The organism is Caballeronia sp. LZ001 (assembly GCF_031450875.1).
In the GTDB taxonomy this organism is placed as follows: Bacteria; Pseudomonadota; Gammaproteobacteria; order Burkholderiales; family Burkholderiaceae; genus Caballeronia.
In genome coordinates this window covers 270,819-296,505 of record NZ_JARTVX010000001.1, presented here as the reverse complement: position 1 = coordinate 296,505, position 25,687 = coordinate 270,819, and the positions used below count along the sequence as shown (strand labels likewise).

19 protein-coding genes and 5 pseudogenes are annotated in these 25,687 nt (G+C 60.0%); 12 read left to right on the top strand and 12 right to left on the bottom strand.

Annotated features, from left to right (window positions below):
• Positions 1-705: 705 nt before the first annotated feature.
• The 3 genes and pseudogenes from P9292_RS01245 to imuA form a co-directional block, all read right to left on the bottom strand.
• Positions 706-3,846: pseudogene (locus P9292_RS01245) on the bottom strand (error-prone DNA polymerase).
• Between the two features lie 6 nt (positions 3,847-3,852).
• Positions 3,853-5,307 (bottom strand): DNA polymerase Y family protein, encoded by a 1,455-nt coding sequence (locus tag P9292_RS01240; RefSeq protein ID WP_309852688.1) that lies wholly within the window; start codon positions 5,305-5,307, stop codon positions 3,853-3,855.
• Positions 5,231-5,929 (bottom strand): annotated as a pseudogene (gene imuA, locus P9292_RS01235) (translesion DNA synthesis-associated protein ImuA). The gene P9292_RS01240 and the pseudogene imuA overlap by 77 nt, the downstream one beginning before the upstream one ends.
• Positions 5,930-6,217: 288 nt before the next feature.
• Here imuA and arsB point away from each other — a divergent pair.
• The 7 genes and pseudogenes from arsB (at position 6,218) to gmtX (ending at position 13,334) form a co-directional block, all read left to right on the top strand.
• Positions 6,218-7,279: pseudogene (arsB, locus tag P9292_RS01225) on the top strand (ACR3 family arsenite efflux transporter).
• Between the two features lie 9 nt (positions 7,280-7,288).
• The gene (arsN2, locus tag P9292_RS01220; protein WP_309852685.1) at positions 7,289-8,116 is read left to right on the top strand and encodes an arsenic resistance N-acetyltransferase ArsN2; all 828 of its coding nucleotides are present in this window, start codon (positions 7,289-7,291) and stop codon (positions 8,114-8,116) included.
• A 13-nt stretch (positions 8,117-8,129) separates the two neighbouring features.
• The gene (locus tag P9292_RS01215) at positions 8,130-8,507 is read left to right on the top strand and encodes a hypothetical protein (protein WP_309852682.1); all 378 of its coding nucleotides are present in this window, start codon (positions 8,130-8,132) and stop codon (positions 8,505-8,507) included.
• A 170-nt stretch (positions 8,508-8,677) separates the two neighbouring features.
• Positions 8,678-10,060 carry a gamma-mobile-trio recombinase GmtY gene (gmtY, locus tag P9292_RS01210; protein WP_309852679.1) on the top strand — a complete coding sequence of 461 codons (1,383 nt, stop codon included), beginning with the start codon at positions 8,678-8,680 and terminating at the stop codon, positions 10,058-10,060.
• A 21-nt stretch (positions 10,061-10,081) separates the two neighbouring features.
• On the top strand, positions 10,082-11,371 hold the full coding sequence (locus P9292_RS01205; RefSeq protein ID WP_309852676.1) for an integrase family protein: 1,290 nt from the start codon (positions 10,082-10,084) through the stop codon (positions 11,369-11,371).
• Complete coding sequence (locus P9292_RS01200; protein WP_309852672.1) at positions 11,332-12,678, top strand: hypothetical protein; 1,347 nt, start codon at positions 11,332-11,334, stop codon at positions 12,676-12,678. Before P9292_RS01205 ends, P9292_RS01200 begins: the two co-directional genes overlap by 40 nt.
• Positions 12,675-13,334, top strand: a complete 660-nt coding sequence (gene gmtX, locus P9292_RS01195) for a gamma-mobile-trio protein GmtX (protein WP_309852669.1) — start codon at positions 12,675-12,677, stop codon at positions 13,332-13,334. The genes P9292_RS01200 and gmtX overlap by 4 nt, the downstream gene beginning before the upstream one ends.
• 36 nt (positions 13,335-13,370) lie before the next feature.
• Here the strand turns inward: gmtX and P9292_RS01190 are convergent, their stop codons facing one another.
• Positions 13,371-14,006 carry a cation transporter gene (locus P9292_RS01190; protein ID WP_309852667.1) on the bottom strand — a complete coding sequence of 212 codons (636 nt, stop codon included), beginning with the start codon at positions 14,004-14,006 and terminating at the stop codon, positions 13,371-13,373.
• A gap of 63 nt (positions 14,007-14,069) precedes the next feature.
• On the opposite strand from P9292_RS01190, the gene P9292_RS01185 reads away from it, so the two are divergent.
• Complete coding sequence (locus tag P9292_RS01185; protein WP_309852664.1) at positions 14,070-14,480, top strand: helix-turn-helix domain-containing protein; 411 nt, start codon at positions 14,070-14,072, stop codon at positions 14,478-14,480.
• Between the two features lie 276 nt (positions 14,481-14,756).
• The gene (locus P9292_RS01180) at positions 14,757-15,707 is read left to right on the top strand and encodes an IS5 family transposase (protein ID WP_309957820.1); all 951 of its coding nucleotides are present in this window, start codon (positions 14,757-14,759) and stop codon (positions 15,705-15,707) included.
• Positions 15,708-16,371: 664 nt separating this feature from the next.
• Here the strand turns inward: P9292_RS01180 and P9292_RS01175 are convergent.
• The 8 genes and pseudogenes from P9292_RS01175 to P9292_RS01145 form a co-directional block, all read right to left on the bottom strand.
• Positions 16,372-16,614: a hypothetical protein gene (locus P9292_RS01175; RefSeq protein WP_309852007.1), complete on the bottom strand. Its 243-nt coding sequence runs from the start codon at positions 16,612-16,614 to the stop codon at positions 16,372-16,374.
• Positions 16,604-17,182: a hypothetical protein gene (locus tag P9292_RS01170; RefSeq protein ID WP_309852004.1), complete on the bottom strand. Its 579-nt coding sequence runs from the start codon at positions 17,180-17,182 to the stop codon at positions 16,604-16,606. Before P9292_RS01170 ends, P9292_RS01175 begins: the two co-directional genes overlap by 11 nt.
• Before the next feature lie 751 nt (positions 17,183-17,933).
• Complete coding sequence (locus P9292_RS01165; protein WP_409015110.1) at positions 17,934-18,410, bottom strand: TolC family protein; 477 nt, start codon at positions 18,408-18,410, stop codon at positions 17,934-17,936.
• A pseudogene (locus tag P9292_RS43070) lies at positions 18,370-18,642 on the bottom strand (TolC family protein); the annotation flags it as partial. The gene P9292_RS01165 and the pseudogene P9292_RS43070, both read right to left, overlap by 41 nt.
• 25 nt (positions 18,643-18,667) lie before the next feature.
• Positions 18,668-19,366 (bottom strand): annotated as a pseudogene (locus P9292_RS43065) (TolC family protein); the annotation flags it as partial.
• 7 nt (positions 19,367-19,373) lie between these two features.
• Positions 19,374-21,356, bottom strand: a complete 1,983-nt coding sequence (locus P9292_RS01155) for a MacB family efflux pump subunit (protein ID WP_309957816.1) — start codon at positions 21,354-21,356, stop codon at positions 19,374-19,376.
• Positions 21,350-22,537 carry an efflux RND transporter periplasmic adaptor subunit gene (locus P9292_RS01150; protein ID WP_309851997.1) on the bottom strand — a complete coding sequence of 396 codons (1,188 nt, stop codon included), beginning with the start codon at positions 22,535-22,537 and terminating at the stop codon, positions 21,350-21,352. The genes P9292_RS01155 and P9292_RS01150 overlap by 7 nt, the downstream gene beginning before the upstream one ends.
• 123 nt (positions 22,538-22,660) lie before the next feature.
• Positions 22,661-23,296: a nitroreductase gene (locus P9292_RS01145; RefSeq protein ID WP_309851994.1), complete on the bottom strand. Its 636-nt coding sequence runs from the start codon at positions 23,294-23,296 to the stop codon at positions 22,661-22,663.
• Between the two features lie 363 nt (positions 23,297-23,659).
• Between P9292_RS01145 and P9292_RS01140 the strand changes: the two genes are divergently transcribed.
• From P9292_RS01140 to P9292_RS01130, 3 genes are read left to right on the top strand one after another with little or no spacing between them, the layout of a single operon-like run.
• Entirely contained in the window at positions 23,660-23,899 is a 240-nt protein-coding gene (locus tag P9292_RS01140) for an MbtH family NRPS accessory protein (protein ID WP_309851991.1), read from the top strand.
• A gap of 3 nt (positions 23,900-23,902) precedes the next feature.
• Positions 23,903-24,715 (top strand): alpha/beta fold hydrolase, encoded by an 813-nt coding sequence (locus P9292_RS01135; RefSeq protein WP_309851989.1) that lies wholly within the window; start codon positions 23,903-23,905, stop codon positions 24,713-24,715.
• Positions 24,703-25,683 carry a TauD/TfdA family dioxygenase gene (locus tag P9292_RS01130; protein WP_309851986.1) on the top strand — a complete coding sequence of 327 codons (981 nt, stop codon included), beginning with the start codon at positions 24,703-24,705 and terminating at the stop codon, positions 25,681-25,683. The genes P9292_RS01135 and P9292_RS01130 overlap by 13 nt, the downstream gene beginning before the upstream one ends.
• Positions 25,684-25,687: the final 4 nt, after the last annotated feature.

Here is a 25,687-nt window from a genome sequence, read left to right as displayed (position 1 = left end):
GCTTCGCGTGTCTCTAGGTGGGGGATTTTAAGTGCCCACAAGTGGGGGAATTTGCCCGCCCATCGGGGCCTTTTGAGGGGAGGCGGCGATTTGAGGTTGACCCGTCGTGCTCGACGCATCTGAGGAGCCGGAACTCCCGCCACATGCGGTGAGCGTGGCGGCCGCCGCTAGCGCTGTCAACGCCGTCAGGCGAAAGGATGGAATTGCAACCGACATTTTTCTGCAAACCTCGTTGGTGTTAATGGACGCCTGACAAGTGCTCTGATTGTTCTTGTCCTCACGACGCCTCATTCACGCGGGTGGACGGGTGAGCGTTCAGTGTTACCGGAACATCGCCGAGTCAAGGCGTGGTTGTCGCCCGTATGCGCCCGATTCGCAGACGCACGTTAGGCAACCGGGGCATAGCATGGAATGGTGAAGAGAATTCGGATGAACGTGGACGCGAAAGATGCAGCTTTTTGCATCTCTTTTGTCCGGAGCCTAGTGACTCCGCATCTCAAGAGGCTTGGCCTCGTGCGCTCGTTGAATCGAGCGGCTCGAATGTCCGCAACGGCATATGGCTCCTAGATGCCCATAAGCAGACCCAACGGTCGCTCGCACGGCTTTCGGTTGAACAGCAGCTAAGAGTGGCTTGTTGATTTTTGCGTAAGGTTGCGGTCGGCAACGGTTCCTTGTTGCGGGTTTCATTCGCCGCGAAGTTTTGCTTCAGTGAAAGTTCCGGCTCGACGTGGCCAAATGCCCTAATAGTGCCGTCATGTCGATGAGCCTATTCGCGACGAGATGCTTTACTTCCCCTTCCTTTTGCCACACCCCATAAACTCCGAGGAGCGAAGCACCAAGGGCTTCTCTTCTGAATTTCTCGACCAGCGAAGGCCAGACGATCACATTGATCTGGCCAGTCTCGTCCTCTAGCGTGATAAAAAGCACACCTTTCGCGGTTCCCGGGCGCTGGCGTACGGTCACGATTCCGCACGCTTTGGCACGCCGACCATTTGGGTAGGTCGCGAGTTTTGATGCGGCAAAAATTTTTTTCCCGTCGAGCCTTTCGCGCAGCAGCGCAAGCGGATGTCGATTTAACGTTAGCCCGGTTGCGTGGTAGTCGCCTACGATGTCCTGCGCTTCGGTCGGCGCACCTAATACGGGCACTTCTTCCTCTCATGCGGTCGCCCGCAACAGATCTTTGTCCGGAACAGCCGCAACCGCCTGCCAAAGTGCCTCTCGCCGATTTCCAGAGAGTGAAGCGAGCGCGTTCGAGTCAGCCAGCAATTGCAGGTCGCGCCGATCGAGCCGGGCGCGGTTGGCCAGGTTGACCGTCTCAAATGGCTTGACCGATCGAGCAGCCTCGATGCGCGCAGCCGCCTCGTCCCGCATGCCGCGAATTAGCGACATGCCAAGGCGAACCGGCGCCATCGAGCCTTCACCTTTGAGCGCCGAGTCCCAGTTGCTGATCGTGACGTCGATTGGCAGCACGCGCACGTTGTGACGCTTGGCGTCCTGCACCAATTGCGAGGGAGAATAGAAACCCATCGGTTGACTGTTGAGCATTGCGCAAAGAAACGCTGCCCGTTCATGGCACTTGAGCCAGCAACTTGCGTAGACGAGCAGGGCGAAGCTTGCCGCGTGGCTTTCAGGAAACCCGTACTCGCCGAACCCCTGTATCTGCGAGAAAATCGATTCTGCGAAGTCACGATCGTAGCCGCGCTCGAGCATGCCGCTGACGATGCGATCGTAGTACTGCTGCAGGCCGCCTTTGCGACGCCATGCGGCCATCGCACGTCGTAATTGATCGGCCTCGCCCGGCGTGAAGCCGGCGGCGAGCATCGCGACTTGCATGACCTGCTCCTGAAAGATTGGTACACCTAGCGTGCGAGCAAGTGCGGTCTCAATCTCGGGACTGGGAAACGACACGGGTTCGATGCCTTGTCGGCGTCTGAGATAAGGGTGGACCATGCCGCCTTGCACGGGACCCGGTCGCACGATCGCCACCTCAATGACGAGGTCATAGAATTCGCGCGGCTGCAGGCGCGGCAACATGCTCATCTGCGCGCGTGACTCGATTTGAAAGACGCCCACCGTATCCGCGCGGCAGATCATCTCGTAGGTCACAGGATCCTCGGCCGGGATGTCTTGCAACTCGAAGGGCTCTCCCCGTTGTTTCGCGATCAGATCGAGCGTGCGCCGTATGGCGGACAGCATGCCGAGCGCGAGCACGTCCATTTTCAGCAGCCCCAGCGCTTCGAGATCGTCCTTGTCCCATTGAATGACACTGCGATCAACCATCGCGGCGTTTTCGATTGGCACGAGCCGCGAAAGCTTGCCACGCGCGATGACAAAGCCACCGCTATGTTGAGAGAGATGACGCGGGAAATTGAGCAGTTGTGCCGCAAGGTTGGCCCATTGCTTGATGATCGGCGTCGATGCGTCCAGCCCTGATTCGACAAATCGATTCAGGAGGTCCGCGCTGGAGTCGAACCACTGATGCGACTTGGCCACCTTGTCGACGATCACGGGATCCACGCCTAGCGCTTTGCCCGAGTCCCGCAAGGCGCTCTTTGGGCGATACGTCGTAACGGCAGCCGCCAGCGCCGCGCGTGTGCGCGTGTATTTGCGATAAATGTACTGGATGACTTCCTCGCGCCGCTGGTGCTCGAAGTCCACGTCGATGTCAGGCGGCTCACCACGCTCCTTCGAGATGAAGCGTTCGAAAAGCATCGAGCTTCGCGCGGGATCGACCTCGGTCACGCCCAGGCAGTAGCAGACCGCTGAGTTCGCTGCGGACCCGCGTCCTTGACACAAGATTCCTTCGTTGCGAGCGAAGCGTACAAGATCGTAGACCGTCAGGAAATAAGGCTCGTAACGGAGATCCGCGACGAGCGCGAGTTCATGTTCGATCTGCGTCTGGACGCCATGTGGAATGCCTGCAGGGAAGCGCCGATGCGCGCCAATATAGGTTTCCTGCCGGAGGTATGCGGTGGGCGTGGTGCCGGGTGGGACAAGTTCGTCGGGATATTTGTATCGCAGCTCGTCCAACGAGAATGCGCAGCGATTAGCGATTGTCAGCGTCTCGGCAAGCGCACGCTCGGGATACAAATTGGATAGACGCAGGCGTGGGCGTAAGTGCTGCTCCGCGTTCTGAGCCAACTCGAACCCGCACTCGGCGATGGAGCGATTCAGACGCACAGCGGTCAGCGTATCGTGCAAGGGCTTTCGCGAGCGCACGTGCATGGTGACGGCACCGGTCGCCACAACCGGCACGTCATGAAGGTTGGCGACGTGTTCGACGACGCCGCGGTGGATATCATCCATCGCCCGCGCATGAAGGGTCAACGCGGCCCAGCATCGTCCCTCGAACGTCTGTGCAAGCCAATCCATTTGGGCACTGAGCCGTTGTTCTCTGGCCGGATATTCCGGTGACAAGATAATGAGGCAGTCAGGCAGCCCTTTAAGATGCGCATACGGCGCTTCTGGACGCGCAAGATCTTGAGGCGAAAGAAGGTACGTGCCCTTGACGGTGCGGGTGCGAGCGAGCGTAATGAGTTCGGAGAGATTGCCGTAGCCGTTACGATTCGTGGCGAGTGCCGTGAAGGCAAGGGCGGCAGTTCCGTCAGCGTTGGTCAGTTGGAAATGCGCGCCGACGATAAGCCGTACATCCGCTTCCTTGGCGGCGACGTGTGCGCGCACGATGCCGGCGAGCGAGCATTCGTCAGTGATGGCGATCGCGAGATAGCCAAGCTGGCCAGCGCGCTGAATGAGCTCCTCCGAGTGCGAAGCGCCACGAAGAAACGTGAAGTTGGAGAAGCACTGCAACTCGGCGTAGCCGGGCAGCGTTGACGGAAACGGCTCCATGATGCTTCACCCGAAAAGCCCATGCAGGAACCATCGTGGATCCTCGTCGCTACGACTGCTGACGCGCTCACGGTAGATCCAGTAACACGTGTGGTCGTCGGCCTCGGCAACATAGTAATCGCGTGTGACCAGTGCGCCGTTCCACCATCCTGCCTCGACACGTTCACCGGGCGATACGGTCCGCAACGGGCTGCCGTAGAAAGGCCGATGCTGGCGCGTCATCAGTTGCACCGGTGTTTCGAGCAGCCAGGATGGGCGCGGTTGATCCCCGGGAAGCGGACAGCCTTTCGCATCGCTCGTAACCGGCACCCAGTTGGAGATCACTTCAGGACGATGATCCGCGATGGGAGCTGCGCGTAATACGTTCTCCGCACCCAGACGCGCAACGAGCAATTCCATCAAGCGGTTATGGTCGGCCGCTGTGCCTCCTGGCTCTGGAAACAAGGAGTCCGATGGCCGCGCGGCGGCCTCTACATTATTGACTTCCAGCCGCACCGCGATCACGGCGGCCGCCAACTCGATGCGACCCAATCTTTCCTTGAGAAGACGCGTCAGATGCTCCTCATGCCAGGTCGGTTCGGCGAGCGCAATTTCAATTGTCGTGGGGGGCAACGCGGAGCGGCCGCGCTCATGTTCAAGACTGATCGAAAACCGCGTGAGTGCGTATTGCTTGCTTGCCAGCCAACCTGTCAACTGAACGATCAGCCGGCGGGCCACGAAAAGGACGGCTTCGGCATGCTCGACGCGGTCCGGAAGCTCGATTCGAGCGTTGAACGTAGGCGGTGATTCAGCCCATTCGTACAGTTCGGGTGCCTCTCCAACCGCCCGATCAAGGGTATCGAGCAACGCTACGCCGCAGCGCTTCTTCAGCCCCGCGCGCGGTAAGCGCCGGAGATCCGCGACACTGGCGCAGCCAAGCCCCTGAAACCAGTCGGCAAATCGACGGGCTTCTGGCAGCAGCATCGCGGGAAGTGAAGGGAGCTGCCGCAGGAACGACCGGATGGATAATCGTCGTCCTCCACGATAACGCGCCAGCAGCCACGCACCTTGGCCAGTCGGCGCAACGCTCACCTGCACCGTGAAGCCGAACGCGTGCAGAGAGCCTCGCAGCGCTCGCCGTAGTGCGCGCGCACCATGAAAGAGTCGCAGACTGGCGGACATGTCCATCAGAATGGTTTGCTCGGGGGCAATCGTGACCAACGGGCTGAACTGCATCATGGCGGTGGCCACGTCGACCGCAGCCTGCTGCTCTCGGACTTCGTCTTTATCGTAGATGAGGACGTCGGGCGCGAGCGTCAGTACGCCGCCTTTGCGCATGCCCGCGTCGTGCGCGGCTATGTCGCAATCGACAACGCGATCATGATCGAGCACGACCAGGCCTCCGTCAGAGATCGGTGACCAGTTCGGCTGGAATACATCGCGGCTGAGGTGCGGCAGGTACATGCCAATCCAGACTTGCATGGCGGTTCAACAGGATGGGCGAGTGGGAAAGTTCAACAATGAGTTGCTCATCGCGCGCGGGTCCACGGCGCTTGATGAATTGAAGCGCGACCGCATCGCGGTGAGGACGCACTGCAATGCGCAAAGGAGCAGCCGAGGTATCGCTCGCACTGGCGAGCGGGCGAATCATGAAAAATATGGTCTCGCTTGTCTGCGCGGCAAGATGCAACCGCCGTAGGGCCTCGGGTCGGACATGGGTCTGCCAAAACAGCAACGCACCGTAGGTACCGGATCGAAGAATTTGCTCGGCAGCTCACAGTGCGTCGGCCGTCTTCGAGGCGCGCACTACGTGAAGCGATGTCTCGGGCAGGCCCCAGTACGCGGCTGCTTCTGGTTGGAAACGATGGGGCGCCTGGAGAAACGCTATTCGTCGCGATGCGATGGCGCGTAGTGCGGGAAGCAGCAAACGCAGCTCGCCGACACCCGGCTGCTGCACCAGCAAGTCAGTAAGCGCACCTTTCGGCCATCCGCCACCGAGCAGCTCGGATGCGAGAATATCGAATCCGCACGGTACGACGTTCGTGCGTGCGGACGCGAGCTGTGAGCTTAGCCACAGCGTTATTCCCCCCGAGTCCGAATACATACTTGCGAGTCGGATGATGAACTCGCTGAGATGCGAACTCGTTTTGCGAATGCCGAACTGCCCGTCACGGATCAAACGGCGACGACCTGCTGCTACGCAAAGTCAGATAAGACCTGGACTGTGGACCCTCAGGGTATCGCGTGGGAGACGTTCCGAACGCTTGAGCATGCGCCCGTCTACGGAGAGCCGCGTGACCGTTCGCGTGAGATCCGTGTTTCCCCAATCGCTTTCTGTGCGCCCGCAGATCGTAAGCAGAGCAGCACGTAAAACGCACCGCCAAGGATTGCAATGAGTAGCACTGGTTCTGTTTCCCGAGCAAGTGGCCCCGCCATCGGCTTCTTCGAGCGATACCTGACGGTGTGGGTCGCGCTGTGCATCGTCGCAGGTATCGCGTTGGGCCAATGGCTGCCGTCCTTGTTTCAGGCCGTCGGCCGCATGGAAGTGGCGCAGGTCAACTTGCCGGTCGGCGTGCTCATCTGGGTGATGATCATTCCCATGCTCATCAAGATCGACTTCAGCGCCATGTCGCAGGTCAGGGGCCACTGGCGCGGGATCGGCGTCACGCTGTTCGTGAACTAGCTCGTCAAGCCGTTTTCAATGGCGCTGCTCGGCTGGATCTTCGTGCGCCACATCTTTGCGGCATGGCTACCGGCCGCGCAACTGGACAGCTACATTGCCGGGCTCATTTTGCTCGCAGCGGCTCCCTGCACAGCGATGGTCTTTGTTTGGTCGCAGGTTTGCAAGGGCGACCCGTATTTCACGCTGTCTCAAGTGGCCATGAACGACGCGATCATGATCGTCGCGTTCGCGCCGATCGTGGCGCTGCTGCTTGGACTGTCGGCCATCACCGTTCCGTGGGATGCGCTCATCGCGTCCGTTGGGCTCTACATCATCATTCCGGTCGTTGTCGCGCAGGTGCTTCGTCGCGTAATGCTCGCGAAGGGCGAATTGCACTTCAATCGCACGGTGTCGCGTCTCGGTCCTTATTCAATTTGCGCACTGCTCGCCACGCTGGTGTTGCTCTTCGCGTTCCAGGGACAGGCTATCGTGAGTGAGCCCTTGGTCATTGCAATGCTCGCTGTTCCGATCCTCATTCAGGTATTTCTGAACTCCGGACTTGCTTATCTGCTGAACCGCAAACTCGGTGTCGCGCACTGCGTAGCAGGCCCGTCGAGTCTGATTGGCGCCAGCAATTTCTTCGAACTGGCGGTCGCGACCGCGATCAGCTTGTTCGGGTTTCAGTCGGGTGCAGCGCTCGCAACGGTCGTTGGCGTGCTGATAGAGGTGCCGGTCATGCTGCTTGTGGTTGGCGTCGAGAACCGCTCGCAACAATGGTACGAGGCCGCCTGAGAGAAGACCTTGAGCACAATCATCTATCACAACCCTGAATGCGGTACGTCGCGCAACGTGCTCGCGCTGCTGCGCGAAGCTGGTTTGAATCCGCAGGTCATCGAGTATTTGAAGACGCCGCCCGACCGGGCGACGCTTGAACGACTCATCGCCCATAGCGGCATGGGCCTTCGCGACGCGTTGCGAATCAAGGGAACGCCGTACCACGACTTGAAGCTTGACGACTCGTCCCTCACAGCCGCGCAGTTGATTGACGCGATGCTTGCTCATCCGATCCTGATCAACAGACCGTTCGTCGTCACGCCTCGCGGTACACGGTTGTGCCGGCCCTCAGATGTGGTGCTCGACCTCATTGAGCGATCGCCCGGCAAGAATATCCTCAAGGAGGAAGGCGTCCCGTTTATCCTCGCACTAGAGATCGCGGGAGACGATGCAAATCTTGTCGACGCTCTGGTGCGCGCCCACCTGCCGGTCGACGACCTGAGTGAACCGAACCGTCGTTTCTTCGCATTCGACACGCTTGATGGCTCGCGCGGCGGCTATGGCGGCTTCGAGCAATATGGGCGCGATGTGCTCGTCCGCTCGGTGACGGTCGAGCCTCCCTATCGTGGCAAAGGCATCGGCCGCAATCTGATTTCTTTGCTGCTGCGCAAGGCATTCGACTCAAGCGCGTGTGCCGCATGGTTGCTCACAACGGACGCCGAAGCGTTCTTCACGAAGACCGGCTTTAAGCACGTCAACCGAGAGCTTGTACCTGCCTCGATTCTCGCAACGCGCCAGGCAACTGAGCTGTGCCCATCGACTGCCGCTTTGCTTTCGCGCTCCATTACCCTGTAGCCTATTCCCAACGATGTCCACTGAACTCCCGAACGTCAGTCTTCCGCATCTTGATACGCCCGATCTTCGCAAGCTGGAACCCCGAGCGATATCACAGCATCCGCCTCGCGTCTTGTTGCTGTACGGCTCACTGCGCCCGACTTCTTATAGCCGTTTGTTCGCCGAAGACGGTCGCATGAAGCCATCGGGCTACTACGATCGAGTCGTCGACGTGATGGAAGAGCTTTACAAATTCACGCTGCTCGTGCGCGACCGCTCGGAGTACCTTAACGACCGTTATAGCGAACGTAAGGAGAAGACTCCAGCATCTATTGCGGCGCTCGCAAGCGCTGCGATGAGTCATGAACACCGCACACAGAATGCCGACACTGACGGCAGTGAAGTCGAATGAAGTCTCAGACCGCTCGCGACGGCCGGGGCGTATAAGCGCGCTGCTTCTCTTGTCGCCGTGACGCTTTCGTCAGAATAGCAGCCATATGCAACAGTCGACGCCTGACGATGACGTCGCCACGGTCAACGAACTGACTTGAATCGTGCGTAGCGTATAGCTATTTCCGCGCGATGTTCGTCAACATCAAAGCGAAGGTTTTGACAGACGAGACCAACGTCTACACCGAGATCCCCGCCTTGCTCACTGCAAGCGGCGTCCTCGAGCCGCTGGTCGACTACTTTCTTCACCGCAGCCATGATCGAAGTCTCGAATGGATGCGCAAGGTCACACGTTCGATCAGACTTTTTCTGGAGTACATCCAGGTCAATCCGTCTGAACGCGACGCTCACCGCTTGTTTCAGAATTTCGCGCAGCGTCTTTATACAGGTACGTTTGATCGGGAGACGGGGTTGGACGCGACCGGACTCTGCTGGCTACCTCGCTCGCCGAACGACGCGGCGCGCATCATCATCCACCTCCTGAGCGACTTCTTCAGTTGGCTTGGGGAGATTCGTCCTGAAGCATTGATGGTCAATCCGCGGTACGCAAGTAGCGCCTTCGATCAACAGACTGATGAGGAAGCTTACCAGTATCGTAGAAGCAAAGCGTTCCTCGGACATATCTGGGCGTCGAACCCGACCCCACGATACTCAGGGTATCGGCTTCGATATCGAAGCCTGCCGAAGATCGCTCAAAGCGAGCCACCTGCCTTTCCCGAACACCACTTCGAAGCGCTGCTATTTAAAGGCTTTCGCCACGGTGGCCAATACGACTATCGCGGCATCTTGATCACGTTGCTGCTGCACGGAGCGGGCTTTCGAGAGTCGGAGCCGTTTCATGTTTACGTACAGGACGTATTTTCTGATTCACAGAATCCTCGCCAAGCCAAGGTGCTCATTCACCATCCTCGATACGGCGCCGCACCTGCGGACTGGTGCGACGAGCTGGGACGCACGCGCAAGTCGAATCGGGCGGATTACCTCGGTCAACGCTTCGGTCTCGTGCCGCGCACGGATTTGCTCGATCGACGTCACGCCGGCTGGAAGGGCGGCATGCACGACGCCCCTTTCTACAAACAGGCGTACTGGTTCGTGCCGCATTACGGCGAGTGGTTTCTCGAGCTATGGCACTGCTATCTGAAGCAGGTCGCGCGATTTGACCGCGACCATCCATTCGCCTTCATCAACCTCAAGCGCGAGCCGTACGGCGCAATGTACACGCTCACTCAATACAACAAGGCTCACGCGGCCGCGTGCAAGCGCATCGGGCTCGAAGTTGGAAAGACGCTCGGCACAACACCCCACGGGCACCGGCATGCTTATGGGCAGCGTCTGAAGCGCGCAGGCGTTGAGAAGTCACTGATCCGCCGTTTCATGCATCACTCGTGCATCGAGAGCCAAGAGATCTACACACGAGCGGGCTTGCGTGAGATCCGAGACGCACTCGACGCAGCGGTAAAGCGACTTCAAGGCGATCAAGCTGTGCCGCTATCGAAGTTTGGCCCGTTTACTTGAACAGGCATTCGAGCGAGTCCTATGGAAGCGACCTCTCCACTCATACGCAAGCGCCGCCGGAAGGCAGCACGGCTCGAGTGCAGTTTGCGCCGTGACTCGGACGCAACCCTGACCTGGGTGACAGAACTCTACCCACAACTTGCGGAATGGCAAATGTTGGCGGTAGAGTGGCTGCGGGGCGAGCCGAGCGGTCTCCCCCAACGGCTGCAGGCGCTGTCCTACTTCTTCGAGCGTTATCTCGTCGGCCAGAGCTTGCCGTTGGATCCAACCGTTTTTCTTCTACGGACTACGTGTCTTCCGGACTTTCGCTCTGCGGTTCCGAACTCTCCGTGGGGTATCAGCGCAAACAACGTTGTCCGCGGCTTCCTGCAATTTGTGTTGATGCGGAATTTCAGTGAGATAGGTGAAGGCAACATGCCCGTCGTTACTGCGGGCTACCACAACCCGATCTTGCACTTGTCGAAGAAGGGAATGCCAAAGCGCGATGAGAGCGTCCATTCCCCGCTTCCGTATGGCTATATCGATCAACTACGACAGATGCTGGCAGCCGGGCCTCATTTTTGTGATTGGCAGTGGGCTCAGAGCGCGCTCGGATCGAAGATCGGGCATTTCGGCGCGGGCGCGCCGGACTGGTTCGATATTTCTGAGGACCGGATCGACCACGAAGACCCGGATTGCGTTTGGCGAGTACGCAAATACAGTCGCGGCTATCGTAATGGCCAGGCGCTGCAAATGTGGAGCCCCGTCCGATGGGTCGCATTGCTCGTGAAGCTCATCCTGCCGCTGCGGACCAGCCAGGTTCGCGTGCTTGACTCGGGCGAAGCTGATACTTGGCGCTACACGGCAGGTCATTGGGGCCTCAACAGAGGCGAGATTTCTGAAGGTAGCGAATCTCGGCCTTTGCAACAGGGCGTGTTCCGGCGCACCGTTGATCGCACGGGCGACGAGTCGACGGTCCTTTACATCAACACAAACAAGACGGCTGATATCTCGAAGACTAGAGCAGGTAAAGGGTATCTGCTGCCGTGGGTTCACGGCGGAGCCGTTCATCAGAACGTGTTTTACTGGCTCGAGAAGCTCCGTAACTGGCAAGAGAAGTACAACCCTATCTTGCGTCGCACCTCGTGGGCAGAACTGGATCGACGACACATCATGGTCAAGACGGAGATTCAGTTAGCCGACTGCCCCGATGCGTGTTTTCTGTTCCGGTTGCCAGAGTATCCTACCGCGCGGATGCGCAACTTCCCGCTTCAGGATCAAGCACTCAACACATGCTGGTTTCATCTGCAAAAGCCTTTGAATCGCGTCTAGCCGCGCGTGCTGAGACACACCACAATGGCATGGCCATTCGCCTGCTCCCACCCGAATCAACGAAGAGAACGCTATTTCCGCTGCATAGCTTGCGAGTCTCGTTGATTACAGCGCTCGCGCTCGAAGGCCAAGTGCCGTTTCCAGTGTTGCAGAAGCTTGCCGGCCATAGTCGTCTGGTCATGACGTTGTACTACACCAAGCCCGGCCCGACCCATATTCACAATGTGCTTCTCGATGCGGCGGCACGCCTGGAGGCGAACAAAGACGCGAGTATCCAGAACTTTCTGCTCGACACTACGCATGATGCGCTCCTGGAATCAGCAATCTGTAACAGTGTGGCCAGCGTTGCGAGCGCGATTCCGGAACATCCGGCGGCACGAAATCCGCTTGGCTGGATGCCAATGCATCACGGCGTCTGTATTGTTGGCGGCAACACGAGCGACACGACGGAGAATCGAGCCGTAGGTGGATGCCACAACGGAGGACCGGAGATCTTTCCAGGTACGAATTTCGGCAACGCGAAGCACGCCCCCGTCCCGGGAGGAAATCGTAACTGCGTGCGGTGCCGCTGGTTCGTGACGGAGCCGCACTATTTGCCGGCGCTCGCGGCGCACTTCAACACTATCGCTTACCACTTCGACGAAGCACGCAACGCATGCCTCGTAAGCGAGACGGTGCTACTCGATCTGAAGAAGGAAAAGGCTGAAGCCGAAGACTCTGATCAGGTATTTCTCTCTCTCGACGCGTATCGACAAGCGGAACGGGTATGGGAAGGCTCACTGAAGCGATTTAACGACTTCGCTGAGGATCTGGCGGCTTGTTGGCGGCTCATTGAGCGCTGCAAAGCTGCGCTCGAAACGGACGGCGGTACCGCGACACAGTTGTTGGCCGTCGGCACCGCGAGTGATGTACACATCGCGTTCGAAGAAACCGAATCGGAACTGTTGCAACTCGCTGGTGTTTGCGAGAACGTTGAGCTCTATCCGGATCTTGATGCCGGAAAGGCTGTATTTCGGCGCAGTCAGTTGCTCGATGCGGTGCTGTACCGCGACAACGTGGCGCCCATGTTCATGCTACTTAGTGAAGGAGAACAACTCTGCGCGGGGAACGCGTTTATGCGTCGCCTCGCGCAGCAGATGAATCCCAGCAACCCGGTTCTCGGATCGCGGCAGGTCATTAACGTGATGGACGCGGGTGAGAGCTTGAGCAAGCGGTTCGGCATTGATCTCGCCGCGCTGCTGCCCAAATGGGATGCCAGTGGAACACCGGTGCGCAGACCTCGATCCATCAAAGAGGCAGGCGGATGAGTGACACGACGCTAGAACATCCGAGCGTTGTGCTCGACGCGCTGCTTGCCAAGGGCGGCCGCGCGCATCGGCGAACCAGACTCAAAGCGACGCATGAGATTTGCCGTCGGCATCAAGCGTCGGGCTCACGCGATTTTTCGTTTCCTACGATCGGTCGCTTGCTTGAGGCTGAAGGTATTTTGAAGGGGCGTGCCCTCTACAAGACGCAGTCGGTGGACTACCGAGAGCTGATATCCGCTTGGGCCGCGTATGTCGGGCCGGCCATATTGCAGTCGTCGAAGCTCCTGGCAAGCCACGAATATCTGACGCGGATTCATGATCCTGCCATCCGCTCGGTCATGCAGGCCGTCATCGCGGAGAGAGACAAGCTGAAGGCCGAGGTCAACCTGTTGAAGGCCAACATGCAGGTTGTTGTGGATCGACGCCCAGTCGGTGCCGGCAATCCTGGTCCAGTCATCGTGCTTCCGACGCGAGGTGGCCTCAACACACAGCTCACGCCGTCCGAACGCGAGGCGCTGGAGAAAGTCGTCTCGGCCGACTACTTGAAACGCCAAGGATTGCGCGAGGGCACCCACGGAGAGATCTTGAACGAACATGGTCGAACCGTCTTTGACGTCGGCTTCGCACGCGCGATACGCAAAATCCTGGGGACCTGACGCGACAAGAAACGAAAGGATGTCTTTTAGTACGCCTTAAGCGGGGTGTCTGTTTGTGCCATCGCGCAATTCGGCCCTCGACTGACGCAGGATGTGCACTGCCGAGGTCAGCGCCAAAGTTGACATGATTGCAGCAACGATCAGATCGGGCCACGCAGATCCGGTTCCAAATACGCCGAAGGCCGCAAGCAGGACTGCGACGTTTCCGAGCACGTCGTTACGGGTACACAGCCAGATGCTGCGCATGTTGCTGTCTCCTTCCCGGTACCGAAAGAGAAGCGCCGCTACCGCAGCGTTCGCCAAGAGTGCGCAAACTCCGACGACGCTCATCGTAGTCACACTCGGCAAACCACCAGTGTGGAAATGCCAGCACGCTATGCCCAGCACCCAAATGCCGAACGCGAACATGGAAGCCGCCTTCAGCCGCGAAGCCTGTGCGCGAACGGCCATGCTCATGCCTAGCACGATCAGACTGATTCCGTAGTTGGCTGCGTCGCCGAGAAAGTCGAGCGAATCCGCCAACAGTGAAACAGATTTCCCGCGAAAGCCTGACAACACCTCGACCGCGAACATTAGGAAATTAACGGCCAACGCGATCCAGAGCAGCTTGCGATAGCCTTCGCTTGGCCGAATCCGGTCATCCTCGCAGTGGTCACAACAGTGTCCGGGCATAGCGCTCTCCAGTAGATGCTGAAGGAGGTATCCTGAACCCTGTAGCTACTACAGGGTCAAGCTATGTCCGACACCTACTCCATAGGTACGCTGAGCCAGCTCTCCGGTGTCAATATTGAAACCATCCGCTACTACGAAAAAGTCGGACTGTTGCCTGCCGCAAATCGTACGAGCAACGGATATCGACAGTACGACGATGCCTCTGTTGAGCAACTTGCGTTCGTCCGGCGCGGGCGCGAACTCGGCTTCACGATCGATGAGATGTGCGAACTCCTCGCGCTCGCGAATCACCCCAATCAACCTTGCGCGGATGCGGACCGTATGACTCGCAGTCACCTTGAGGCTATAGAAGCCAAAATCCGGGATCTACAGCGAATGCGGCGCGCGCTTCGACAGGTCGCTGACTGCCACGGTCAGAAGGCGGAGCATTGCCGACTTCTCAAAACTCTTGGCGCAGCGGACACGAACTCGTGATCGGCGAGAGCCCTTGAACGACTGCTTACGATGTATTTCGATGTACGCATACATCGAAATGGAGTTATCCACAGACCAACCCGCAAAACGTTTTACGGCCTCGGACCAAACTATGTACTGCGCGGGTATAGGTTCAGATCGCGGGATGGATCGCTTCAACGTACTTGGTCAGAGCGGCCATGGCAAAAGAGGTTCGTTAAGGAGACTCTGCAGAACTCCTTCTTGTGGTTACAATAAGGAATACTATTAGTAAACAAGCGACTTGGAGGCATCACGATGACGCAGCTTCATCTCGGCTTGGACCTGTCAACCAAGCGCACGCGTAAGCGGGAGTTTCTGGACGAGAAACGAGTGGTGCCATGGTCGAGGCTGATTGCATTGATCGAGCCGCATTATCCGAAGGGGAAGACCGGTCGGCCGCCATTTCCGGTAGCGACGATGTTGCAAATTCACTTCCTCCAGCAATGGTTTGGTCTGTCGGATCCAGCGATGGAAGAAGCCGTCTATGATGTCCCGCTGTATCGCGAATTCGCAGGCCTCGATGGAGGGATGACCCGTGTTCCAGACGAAACGACTATCTTGCGGTTTCGGCACCTGCTCGAAGCGCATGGCATCGCTGCGCAGATTCTTGCGGTCGTCAATGAGATATTGAATGAAAAGGGACTGATGCTTAAAGCCGGTTCGGCTGTCGATGCTACGTTGATCGCAGCGCCCAGTTCGACCAAGAACGGGTCGGGCACACGTGACCCGGAGATGCAGTCGACCCAGAAAGGCAGGAATTGGTACTTCGGCATGAAGGCGCATATAGGCGTGGACGCAGAATCAGGCCTCGTTCACACGGTCATCGGCACGGCGGCTAACGAGCACGACATCAACGCGGCCCTTGCGCTATTGCACGGTGAAGAAACGGATGTTTACGCTGACGCTGGATACCAAGGCATCGAAAAACGTAAGCAAACGGGCTCGGCTCGATGGCATATTGCGATGCGGCCCAGCAAGCGAAGGAAATTGAACTTGAAGAATCCTCTCGATGCGATATACGACAAGATAGAACGACTGAAGGCCGGGATTCGTGCAAAGGTCGAACATCCGTTCCGAATCATCAAGCGACAGTTTGGTTATTTGAAGACGCGATACCGGGGGCTGGCGAAGAACACCGCACAGATCACCACATTATTTGCGTTGGGCAATTTATGGATGGTGCGCAAGGCGCTGCGCAAAGCGTAAAAGACACCGCAGGTTGAACTCGCCCCGCACCCTCGTTGAGGGCACAATTGGGCCCATCGCCTCTGTCATTGATGGACCGAGCTGGATAAAAAAACTGCTCCAACGTCTACATGGTGCACAGGCATTTTAAACCGTGTTCTGCAGACCGTCCTTAACTCCGCACGAATCGAATCGTCTTCGTGCGCAGGTCGCGCAGAAACCTAGAAATCGAATCAAGGTATAAAGATGAGGACGTCTTGGATTGGTGCATTTGCCCAGTTTTCGGTTGTCCACCGCAGGCATCAATTGAATGCTGATGCCTGCGGGGCGTCTGCAGCGGCTAATAGGCGGAAGAGTTGATTCCCACAATTTGCGCAGGCGGCTTCGTCTGGGGGACATTTCGCCGTCGTGCTTTGGCTCGGATCGAAGCTGAAAACCGTCTGATCGAACGGGCTTATCTTTGAACGCCGTAGGAGCTTAATAATGGCCAATCCGAACAACAAAGCATTCGGATTGGCTGCTTTGCCCCTGAAGGCTGTGGGATAGGCTGCATTAGGTCGAATGGCCGAACATGGAGACGGTTGGCAGGCTCTGCTTGTAGGCAGTAAAATTTCGCCCTCCGTTTGATCGAATGCATATTCAAACGGCGTCACAAGTGGGGTATGTACGCCTTCGAAGATAAGGCTTAGTTTCGGGTCCAACCAAAAGCATCGACTCGGGTGATGATCTGTGGTGTAGAAACGGCAGCGGCGATATTTCCGGGCATGGGCAGGTCGATGACGTGAAACTTGTGGCCCGCGCCGCTTTTGATAATTGTGGCTGCTCCGCTTTCACTTGCACTTGCTGGGTTAGATGTGAAAACACCAATTGACGCGAGTTTGGCTAGACTTGCATAACGCGCCTCTTGTTGCCTAGGTTCAGCATTCATGCGCTGAAAAATTTCCATCGGAGAGAGTTATCGGTGTGCCAGTCCAGAACGACATGGAAGATGTTCTGTCGGATTGGGAAGTTGATCCAGGAAACACTACGCCGATTCCAAGATCGGTTTGGCTTAAGCCAACGATCATCCATATGCCGGCATTCGCGACATGAATACGCACTTTTCCACGTGCTTGCGGAGATGTCATGACTGGTTGCCCGTCGGTCCCGTCCGCCAAAACGACACTTTTGGGATCACAGTCGAGCATGCGCGATAGAATGAGTCGCAGCATCGAGCGTCCGACCAGGTAACGCTTGCTAAGAGCTGAATTAGGATAATTCTTTGCACGTCTCAGCTCTGCCGCGGAAAGCCAAGAGTAGGCTTGCTCCCGAGAGGTTGACAGCCATTCAGCGCGAAAACGCCACAAAGTCAAGGTTCCTCGTACCGGAAGATCGATGCAGGCGGCATACTTGAACTTTGCGGGACGTGCTATGAAGTCCAGCCCATTAATATAAAAAGCTGGGTGTCTTCTGCTTGGGCTCGACTTCCGGTAACGTCCATGAGTCTCGAGCAACATTTGGTTATCCTTTAAATATAGAAGACGCGTACACGCCGGCGCTTTCAATGCGCAGAGAGAGGGGGAAGCCTATCGAACTGGATATCTCAAAATCTACGTCGAGCTGGATGAATGAGCTGAGTTTCGTTACGTGTTATATAAATGGGATGCGACGATCTTCAAAAGATCGGTTGGAAGATCGAATGCCAAACTTGGCCGGCTTATCGTCAGCCGATTACATAGGTTAGGGTAGCGATCATGTTCTTATTCGTCGCCAATATCGTTTCGAGTTCTAAGTCGTTCTCGCCGCCAACTCTTTCGCGTAACAAATAGATTTGTGTTAATGGTGTCATATTTGTCACTCCCCCTAATGATAGGTAAACGTAACTGCGGGCGCGAAAAATGTTGATTCCGTGTCGTTAAGAGACGCCGCAGCCTGTGAAGAAAGTTTGCAAGCCACGGCACGCTATGTCGCTCTGCGACGCATGGCGTCGCAGAGCGGAGGGGACCAAGCTCGAACCGCATCAATCGTGATTTGCTCGCCGGTGTCGCAATATCCTGCAATCGCATCGTTTGCCGGGGAGTTCCTCATCGAATACATTGCGGGGTCTCCATAGTTTCCTATAAATGGATTGGTCTCTGTGCTATTCCGGGCGTCATGAGCTCGACCCTTAGCATTCCATAAAAGTGGTCATGATTAATGAAGTTGGTCGTAAATGCAACACTTCTCATTTCGTTATGTAATGCAAAAACCCGTCAGCCCGGTCGTCGCTTAGTCAGAATGAATTGAATGTCGCGTGCGCGCGTTGTCAGCGTGCCAGCCGCCGCCCAACGCCCGATACATGGAAACCGCAGCCAGCAACCGCGCAAGACGCGTCTGGATGAGCTCGTCGTCGGCGCTGTAGAGCGTGCGCTGTGCATCCAAAACCGTAAGTGCGGTCTGCGCGCCTGCTTGATATCGACTTCTTGCGAGTTCCAGCGTGTGTTGCGCTTCGTGCCGTTCGTCGTCCTGTGCGCGATGTTGGGCGTCTGCGCCGGCTATCGCGTTGAGTGCGCGTTCGACATCTGCAAATGCCGTCACGATGGCCTGGCGGTATGCCGCGAGCAGTTCTTCCTCCTGCGCGAGCGCGAGGTCGCGCCCGGCCGCGAGTGCGCCGGCATTCGAAGATCGGTGCCGTAAAGCCGTCCGCGAGACTGTAGAGAGGGTTGTCGAAGATGCGCCGGACCTGGTCGCCGCCAGTGCCCACATACGCGGTCAGCGTGATGCTGGGAAACATTGCCGCGCGGGCGGCGGCGACATCCGCGTGGGCCGCCGCAAGCTGCGCTTCCGCAAACGCGACATCCGGACGGCGCACGAGCAAGGACGACGGAACGCCTGCATCCACATCGGGCGCGCCGACCGAGTCGAGGGTGCGCGTCGCGACGGCGAAACCCGTCGCCCGGAACGCCGAGAAGCGTGGCGAGCAGCGCCTCGCTGTCATCGGCCTGTTGATGCAGCGACGCCACCGTGCGCTGTTGCGACGCCACCAGCGTGCGCTGCTGCGCGACATCGAGCGCGGTCACGTAGCCCGCGCGAAATTGCGATTCGACAGTGCGCAGAATCTCGCGCGCGGTGTGCAGATTGCGCTCGGCGAGCGTCTCGCGTTCGCGCAACGCGACGGTCTGCAGCCAGCCATCGGCGACGTCGGCGGTCAGTGTCATCAGCACGGTCGCGCGATCGAAAGCGGAGGCGCGCACGCGCTCGATGGCGGCATCGCGCGTCGCACGATTCTTGCCCCAGAAGTCGATCTCGTAACTCGCGGACAGGCCGAGGTCGAACGCGCTGCCGCTAGGCAGATTGTCGTTGATCATAAAGCCGCCGACGCGGCTCGCATCGGCGAAACCGGTGACCGACGGCAGCCGCGCCGCGCCCGCGATGGTCGCGCTGGCGCGCGCCTGCTTCACCCGTGCGACGGCGGCGGCAAGATCGTTGTTCCGCGCCGATGCCTGTGCGACCAGCCGATCCAGTTCGACACTGCCGAAACTGCGCCACCAGTCGGCGCTGACGATATCGCCGCCGGCGGCGGACGATGCATGGCGATACGCGGCGGGCGTCGCGACATCGGCTGTCGGCAGCGGCGGACGGCTCAGACATCCGGAGAGCAGGGCGCACGTGGCGGCGGCCGTGAGGAACGTGAGTGAAGCAAGGGACGGGCATCGTTTCATGTCGGCCTCACTCGTTCGCCAGCGCGATCACCGGATCGAGGCGTGCGGCCTTGCGCGCGGGCATGAAGCCGAACACGAGCCCGGTGAGCAACGCGCACGCGAATGCGCCGATGATGGCGCGCACCGAGAAAATCGCCGGCATGTTCGCCGCGATCAGAACGGCGCCGATCAGCATGCCCGCGATCAGGCCGAGCGCACCGCCGATGCCCGACACGAGCATCGCTTCGGTAAGAAATTGCCGCATGATGTCGCGTTGCCGCGCGCCGGTCGCGATGCGAATGCCGATTTCGCGCGTGCGTTCCTTGACGGTCATCAGCATGATGTTCATCACGCCGATGCCGCCCACCAGCAGCGAGATGCCCGCGATCAGCCCGAGCATCAGCGTGAGCGTGTCCTGCGTCTCAGATTGCGCCTTGACCGACGCGGCGCGATCGTAGATGTGGAAATCGTGCAGATGATGCGCCTGCTCCAGCACCGCGCCGATCTCGGCCGCCGTCTGCGACGACAGCCCGATCCGCTGGACCAGAACCGAGATCCACGACAGATCGGTCGTGCCGAGCACGCGGCGGCTTCCGGTGGAGTACGGGATCAGCAGCACGTCGTCGTCGTCCGCATCGCCCGAGGTTGCGCCTTTTTCTTCCAGTTCGCCTATGACGAGGAAGGGCGCGTTGTTCACCAGCACGTACTTGCCGACCGGATTCGCATTGCCGAACAGCTTCTCGCGCAGACGCTTGCCGACGAGCGCGACCGTGGCCAGATTGTGTTCGTCGTTCTCATCGAAGAAAATGCCGCGCGCCGGCTTCCAGTTGAGCACGCGCGAGCCTTGCGGGCCGACCGCCCACAGCGAGGTGCGCGCGTCCTGATTGCCGTAACGCACGGTTATGTTGCCGGTCAAAAAAGGCATCGCGAATTCGACATTCGGCACGCGCGACACGAGTTCGACATCCGCCACCGAGAGCGTGCCGCCCAGCGCGTGCGCGCTCGGACCATCGGGCGTCACATACATGCGGTTCGTGCCGAAGCTCGCCATTTTGGCGATCACCTCGCGCTCCGTGCCTCGGCCGATCGCCAGCATGACGATCACCGACGCCACGCCGATGATGATTCCGAGCAGCGTCAGCAGCGTGCGAAAGCGATTGATCCAGACCACGCGCCACGCGGCGCGCAACGCTTCCTGCGCGTCCGCTGCGAACGATGCGGTGTGCGTCGCGCCGTGCGACATCGCGTCGAGCATCGCGTGTGCCGCTGCGCCTTCAGGCGGTGACGCCTGCGTGACCGCGCGTCCCGAATCCGCGACGATCTCGCCATCGCGAATCTCGATCACGCGGCGCGCCTGCGCGGCCACCTGCCGGTCATGCGTGATGAGGATGATTGTGTGGCCTGCCGCCGACAGATCGGCGAGCAGCGCCATCACTTCGATGCCGCTCCTGGAATCGAGCGCGCCGGTCGGTTCGTCGGCCAGCACGATATGTCCGCCGTTCATCAGCGCGCGACCGATCGACACGCGCTGCTGCTGTCCGCCGGACAACTGATGCGGCCGATGATCGAGCCGGGCCGCCAAGCCGAGCCGCGTCAGCAGTTCCGTCGCGCGGGTGCGGCGCGCGTCCGGCGACATGCCCGAATACACTGCGGGCAACTCGACGTTCTCGCGCGCAGTCTCGGTCGCGATCAGGTGATAGCCCTGAAACACGAAGCCGAACGCCTCGCGACGCAACCACGCGAGTTCGTCGGGGCCGAGTTCGACGACATCGCGCCCGGCGAAGCGATAGCTGCCCGACGATGGCCGGTCGAGGCAGCCGAGGATATGCATCAGCGTGGATTTGCCTGAGCCGGACGCGCCGACGATGGCGACGAACTCGCCCGCCGCGATCGATAGCGTCACGCCGCGCAGTACGTCGACCGGCGGCTCGCCGTCATGGCCGCTGTACGATTTTCGCAGGTCGCGCACGTCGATGAGCGGCGCGCCGGCGGAGGACACGGGCGTCACCATTCGAATTTGCCGTCGGCGCCACGCACGCGGCGGATGCCGGTGACGAGGCGATCGCCCGGCGCGAGACCCACGCGCACTTCGGCATTGAGCCGGTCGCGTATGCCGACGCGCACGTCGCGCGTCACGATATGACCGTCGACCAGCACGCGAGCGCTGTACCGGTCGTTCGAACCGGCTACCGCGACCAGCGCGGATAATGGCGCAATGGGCACGTCGCGGGCCTGCTCCGCGATGAAGAACACCTGCGCGCTCATTTGCGGCATCAGTTGGTTGTCCTCGTTGCGCACGTCGAACAACACGGTGTAGGACACGACCTTCCCCGCGTTGGCCGCATTGGCGGCGGGTGCCGCCTGCTGCTCGCCGTTGGCGGGCGCGGCGGCATTCGGCGGCGAAGGGAGCACCTGCCGCACCGTGCCGTTCCAGCGCTTGTCCGTGCCGAGCGTCGTGAACCAAACCGGCATGCGCGGCTTGACCTTCAGCACGTCGGCTTCGGACACTTGAGTCCAGACGGTCATCGTCGAAAGATCGGCGATACGCAGGATGATCGGCGTCTGATAGGTCGCGTTGAGCGTCTGCCCTTCCCGCGCGTCGAGCGTGACGATGGTGCCGGACATCGGCGCATAGATTTTCGTGTAGCCGAGCTGGGCTTCGTCGCCTTGCAGCGTGGCGCGCGCGCCGTCGATTTCCGCCTGCAGGTCCGCGACCGTCGCGCGCGAGGATTGCCATACGGAGAGGGCGCTTTGCAGGTCTTCATCGCGCGTCGAGCCTTCCGACATCATGCGGCGCTGACGCTCGTACTGATGCTGCGTGAAGTCGAGCTTCGCCTGCTCGCCGCGGAGCTTGGCGCGCAGGCTGGTGAGCGCGGATGCATCGACATCGTAACGGGCCTGCTGCACGCTCGGATCGATCTCGACCAGCAGTTGCCCCTTTTTCACCGCGTCGCCGGGCTGCACCGTGATACGGCGGATTTCTCCCGACGCCTGCGAACCGATATCGACATAACTATGCGGCTGCAAGGTGCCGAGCGCGGTGACGCTCGCCTGAATGTCGCCGCGCGCGATCGGCACCGTGTCGATGTGCTCGACCGTCCTGAACAGCAGCGCCCAGAACACGAACAGGATCAGCAGCAGGATGGCGGCGAAAACGGCGACGCGCGGGGAAAGTTTGATGGGTTGTCTCATTGAAGCGTGATGAGTCGGCCTCGGCGGCGGGCGCACGCGCGACCTCGCTCTTTGCTTTGTATTGACGCCCGCGATCGCAACGTTTGCGTCGCGCTCGACGCGCCCCGCGCAAGTCAGGATGAATCAGGACGCGCCGGTGCTGGCCGGGGCGGTCCATTCGCGCACGAACCCGGCGCGCTCGGGACGCGCCGCGCCACGTCCGGAAAAACGCTGCGGCGTGCCGACGAACAGAAAGCCCAGCAGTCGCTCGGCGGGACCGAAACCGAGCGCCGCGTGCATCGCCGGTTCGTAGGCGTCGTCGCCGGTCGCCCAGAAGCCGCCGTAGCCGAGCGCATGAATCGCGTTCAGCAGGTTCATCGTCGCCGCGCCCACGGACATCAGTTGCTCGATTTCCGGTACGTGCGAGGTGTCGTCGACGGCTGCGCCCAGCGCGATTACCATCGGCGCGGCGAACGCCTTCTGACGGCGATGCGCATGCGCCGAACGCGGTTCATCGGGCGTTCGCGCGCAGGCGAGATCGACGAGCACGTCGCCCAGCGCGCCGCGCGCCTCGCCTCGCACCAGCACGAAACGCCAGGGACGCAGACGCGCATGATCCGGCGCGCGCAACGCGGCATCGAAGATCTGCGCGAGTTCGGCGTCGCTGGGTCCCGGCTCGGCGAGCGGCCAGTGCGACTGGCGCGTCAGAAGCGAGTCGAGGACGACCTGCGAACGGTTGATATTGTCGGTGAGCGCGGCGTTGGGAATCGGCGAATTCATCGCTTTCTCGAGCGGGAAGATAGACGGCCGTCATGATGGCGGACTTTCTGTTGCAATGCAAATGATTCGCATTTGATCTAATGAAGCGATCCATCGGATGCATACGGGCGAAGCATCGATCCAAGATATTTGCGTCATTCTTTCAATGTGCTAAAGGAGCGGCGATCGATCTTCAGCCGCTTGACAAAGCCGGACTCGACGCTCAAAGTACCACTTCCAAACAGCAATGATTCTCATTTATACATGCTGCAGCGGCGTTCGGCGACCACTGCGAAAAGCCGTTGCGCATCGAGCGGCCAGATGAGATTCATTGCGTCCTTTACCCGTGGCAGCCGCTCGGCTGCAGTTCCATCGGAGCGATCAATGAGCTGGGGCGACGACGACACCAACTTCCACGTAGTCATCAACGACGAAGAGCAGTATTCGATCTGGCCGGACTACAAAACAATTCCCGCCGGATGGCGGCAGGCAGGCAAGTCGGGCAAGAAGGCGGAATGCCTCGCGCATATCGACGAAGTCTGGACCGACATGCGTCCGCTCAGTCTGCGTCGCGCGATGGACGCCGATACCGCCGCCCGGAGCCAGGCCGATTCGGCTGCCTGACGCATGACGGTCGCCGCCGCGGCCGGCGTGCACGCGCCGGCGCTGCAACTCTTCTGTCTCGCGCATGCCGGCGGCGCTGCCTCGCGGTATCGGCGATGGTCGCAGGTTCTGCCCGCACAGGTGCAGGTCGTGCCGCTCGAACTCCCGGGGCACGGCGCGCGCCGCGATACGCCGGCGCATGTGCAATGGCCCGCGCTGATCGACGCCGTGTGCGACGAGTGGCGTCGCGCGCGTGACCCGTCGCTGCCGTTCGCAGTGTTCGGGCACAGCATGGGTGCGCTGATCGGGTTCGAACTGCTCCATGCGTTGCGCGCGCGAGGTTGGGGCGCGGCGCGCTGGTTCGGGGCGTCTGCATCGGTTGCGCCGGTTTGCCGCGTTCGCGAGACGCATTGGCTCGACAGCACCATCGATCAGATGATCGACAAGCTGCGCACGCTCGGCGGCACGCCGGACGCGCTGCTCGAAGATCGCGATCTGATCGGATTTCTGATGCCGACACTGCGTGCCGACTTTCATCTGTGCGGCACGTATGCGCCGGGATGCGGCGCGAACGCGGTCGCGGGCACGCGCGAGCCGCTCGACTGCGCGCTCACCGTGTTCACGGGCCGCGACGATCCCGCCACCGCGCGCGCGGACGATGTCGCGCGCTGGCGGGACGAAACACGCGGTGCGTTCGCTCATCGCCGTTTCGACGGCGGTCATTTCTATCTCGATGTATCGCCGGTCGCGGTTCTGCAAAACGTCGCCGATGCGCTTTCGCACGGCACGCCGGCGCACGTGCCGACTGGTGCAAGAGGTGAAGCATGGATGCAATGATCAGCAGCAGGAGCAACAGCGAAGCGACGCTCCGCGAGCGCGTGATCGAGGAAAACGGTACACGCGTGCTTGTGATCGAACCCGCGAACGGTGCGGATGCCGCCTTGCCGGCCGCGTTGCGCGAGCGCGTCGACGCCGCGAAAAGGCAGTTCGGCGGCGTGCTGCTGCGCGGTTTCGCGCCGCTGGACGCGGGCGCCTTCAATGCGTTCACCGCGAGTTTCGGCAAACCTTTGCTTTCTTACGAATTCGCATCGACGCCGCGCAGCCGCATCGAAAAGGACGTGTACTCGTCGACCGAATATCCGGCCGACCAGTGGATCGATCAGCATAACGAGCAATCCTACACGCTCAAATGGCCGGGCTCGATCTGGTTCTATTGCGATATCGCCGCCGCGACGGGCGGGTCGACGCCGGTCGCCGACAGCCGTCTCGTGTATCGACGGCTGGACCCGGCGCTGCGCCGGCGTTTCGCCGAGCACGGCGTGATGTACGTGCGCAACTACGGCAACGGCCTCGATGTGCCCTGGGAGCAGGTGTTCGGCACGGAGGATCGCGCCGAAGTCGAGCGCTATTGCCGTGCGAACCGGATCGACTACGAATGGCTCGACGATGGCGAGGCGTTGCGCACGCGTCAGGTGTGCCAGTCGGAATTGCGCCATCCGCTGACGGACGAGATGGTCTGGTTCAACCAGGCGCATTTGTTCCACGTCTCCGGCCTGCCGGACGCGGTGCGCGAAGCGTTGCTCGAGGTCGTCGACGAAGACAGGCTGCCGCGCAATACGCTGTTCGGCGACGGCTCGCCGATCGACGCTTCCATGCTCGGCGAGATCCGCGCGGTCTATCGCGACACGATGCTCGCGTTCCCGTGGCAAGCCGGCGATGCGCTGGTGCTCGACAACCTCCTGATGTCGCATGGCCGCGCACCGTTTTCCGGCAAGCGCCGCGTGCTGGTCGCGATGAGCGCCTGAACCT

What these genes read in the sequence shown, in the direction of transcription:
- P9292_RS01205 (WP_309852676.1), top strand. Translation starts at nt 10,082, where the DNA reads ATGGAAGCGACCTCTCCACTCATACGCAAGCGCCGCCGGAAGGCAGCA.
- P9292_RS01175 (WP_309852007.1), bottom strand. Translation starts at nt 16,614, where the DNA reads ATGAATGCTGAACCTAGGCAACAAGAGGCGCGTTATGCAAGTCTAGCC.
- P9292_RS01190 (WP_309852667.1), bottom strand. Translation starts at nt 14,006, where the DNA reads ATGCCCGGACACTGTTGTGACCACTGCGAGGATGACCGGATTCGGCCA.
- P9292_RS01240 (WP_309852688.1), bottom strand. Translation starts at nt 5,307, where the DNA reads ATGCAAGTCTGGATTGGCATGTACCTGCCGCACCTCAGCCGCGATGTA.
- P9292_RS01130 (WP_309851986.1), top strand. Translation starts at nt 24,703, where the DNA reads ATGGATGCAATGATCAGCAGCAGGAGCAACAGCGAAGCGACGCTCCGC.
- P9292_RS01180 (WP_309957820.1), top strand. Translation starts at nt 14,757, where the DNA reads ATGACGCAGCTTCATCTCGGCTTGGACCTGTCAACCAAGCGCACGCGT.
- P9292_RS01185 (WP_309852664.1), top strand. Translation starts at nt 14,070, where the DNA reads ATGTCCGACACCTACTCCATAGGTACGCTGAGCCAGCTCTCCGGTGTC.
- P9292_RS01155 (WP_309957816.1), bottom strand. Translation starts at nt 21,356, where the DNA reads ATGGTGACGCCCGTGTCCTCCGCCGGCGCGCCGCTCATCGACGTGCGC.
- P9292_RS01165 (WP_409015110.1), bottom strand. Translation starts at nt 18,410, where the DNA reads ATGTGGGCACTGGCGGCGACCAGGTCCGGCGCATCTTCGACAACCCTC.
- P9292_RS01135 (WP_309851989.1), top strand. Translation starts at nt 23,903, where the DNA reads ATGACGGTCGCCGCCGCGGCCGGCGTGCACGCGCCGGCGCTGCAACTC.
- P9292_RS01145 (WP_309851994.1), bottom strand. Translation starts at nt 23,296, where the DNA reads ATGAATTCGCCGATTCCCAACGCCGCGCTCACCGACAATATCAACCGT.
- gmtX (WP_309852669.1), top strand. Translation starts at nt 12,675, where the DNA reads ATGAGTGACACGACGCTAGAACATCCGAGCGTTGTGCTCGACGCGCTG.
- gmtY (WP_309852679.1), top strand. Translation starts at nt 8,678, where the DNA reads ATGTTCGTCAACATCAAAGCGAAGGTTTTGACAGACGAGACCAACGTC.
- P9292_RS01215 (WP_309852682.1), top strand. Translation starts at nt 8,130, where the DNA reads ATGTCCACTGAACTCCCGAACGTCAGTCTTCCGCATCTTGATACGCCC.
- P9292_RS01150 (WP_309851997.1), bottom strand. Translation starts at nt 22,537, where the DNA reads ATGAGACAACCCATCAAACTTTCCCCGCGCGTCGCCGTTTTCGCCGCC.
- P9292_RS01170 (WP_309852004.1), bottom strand. Translation starts at nt 17,182, where the DNA reads ATGTTGCTCGAGACTCATGGACGTTACCGGAAGTCGAGCCCAAGCAGA.
- P9292_RS01140 (WP_309851991.1), top strand. Translation starts at nt 23,660, where the DNA reads ATGAGCTGGGGCGACGACGACACCAACTTCCACGTAGTCATCAACGAC.
- P9292_RS01200 (WP_309852672.1), top strand. Translation starts at nt 11,332, where the DNA reads ATGCTGGTTTCATCTGCAAAAGCCTTTGAATCGCGTCTAGCCGCGCGT.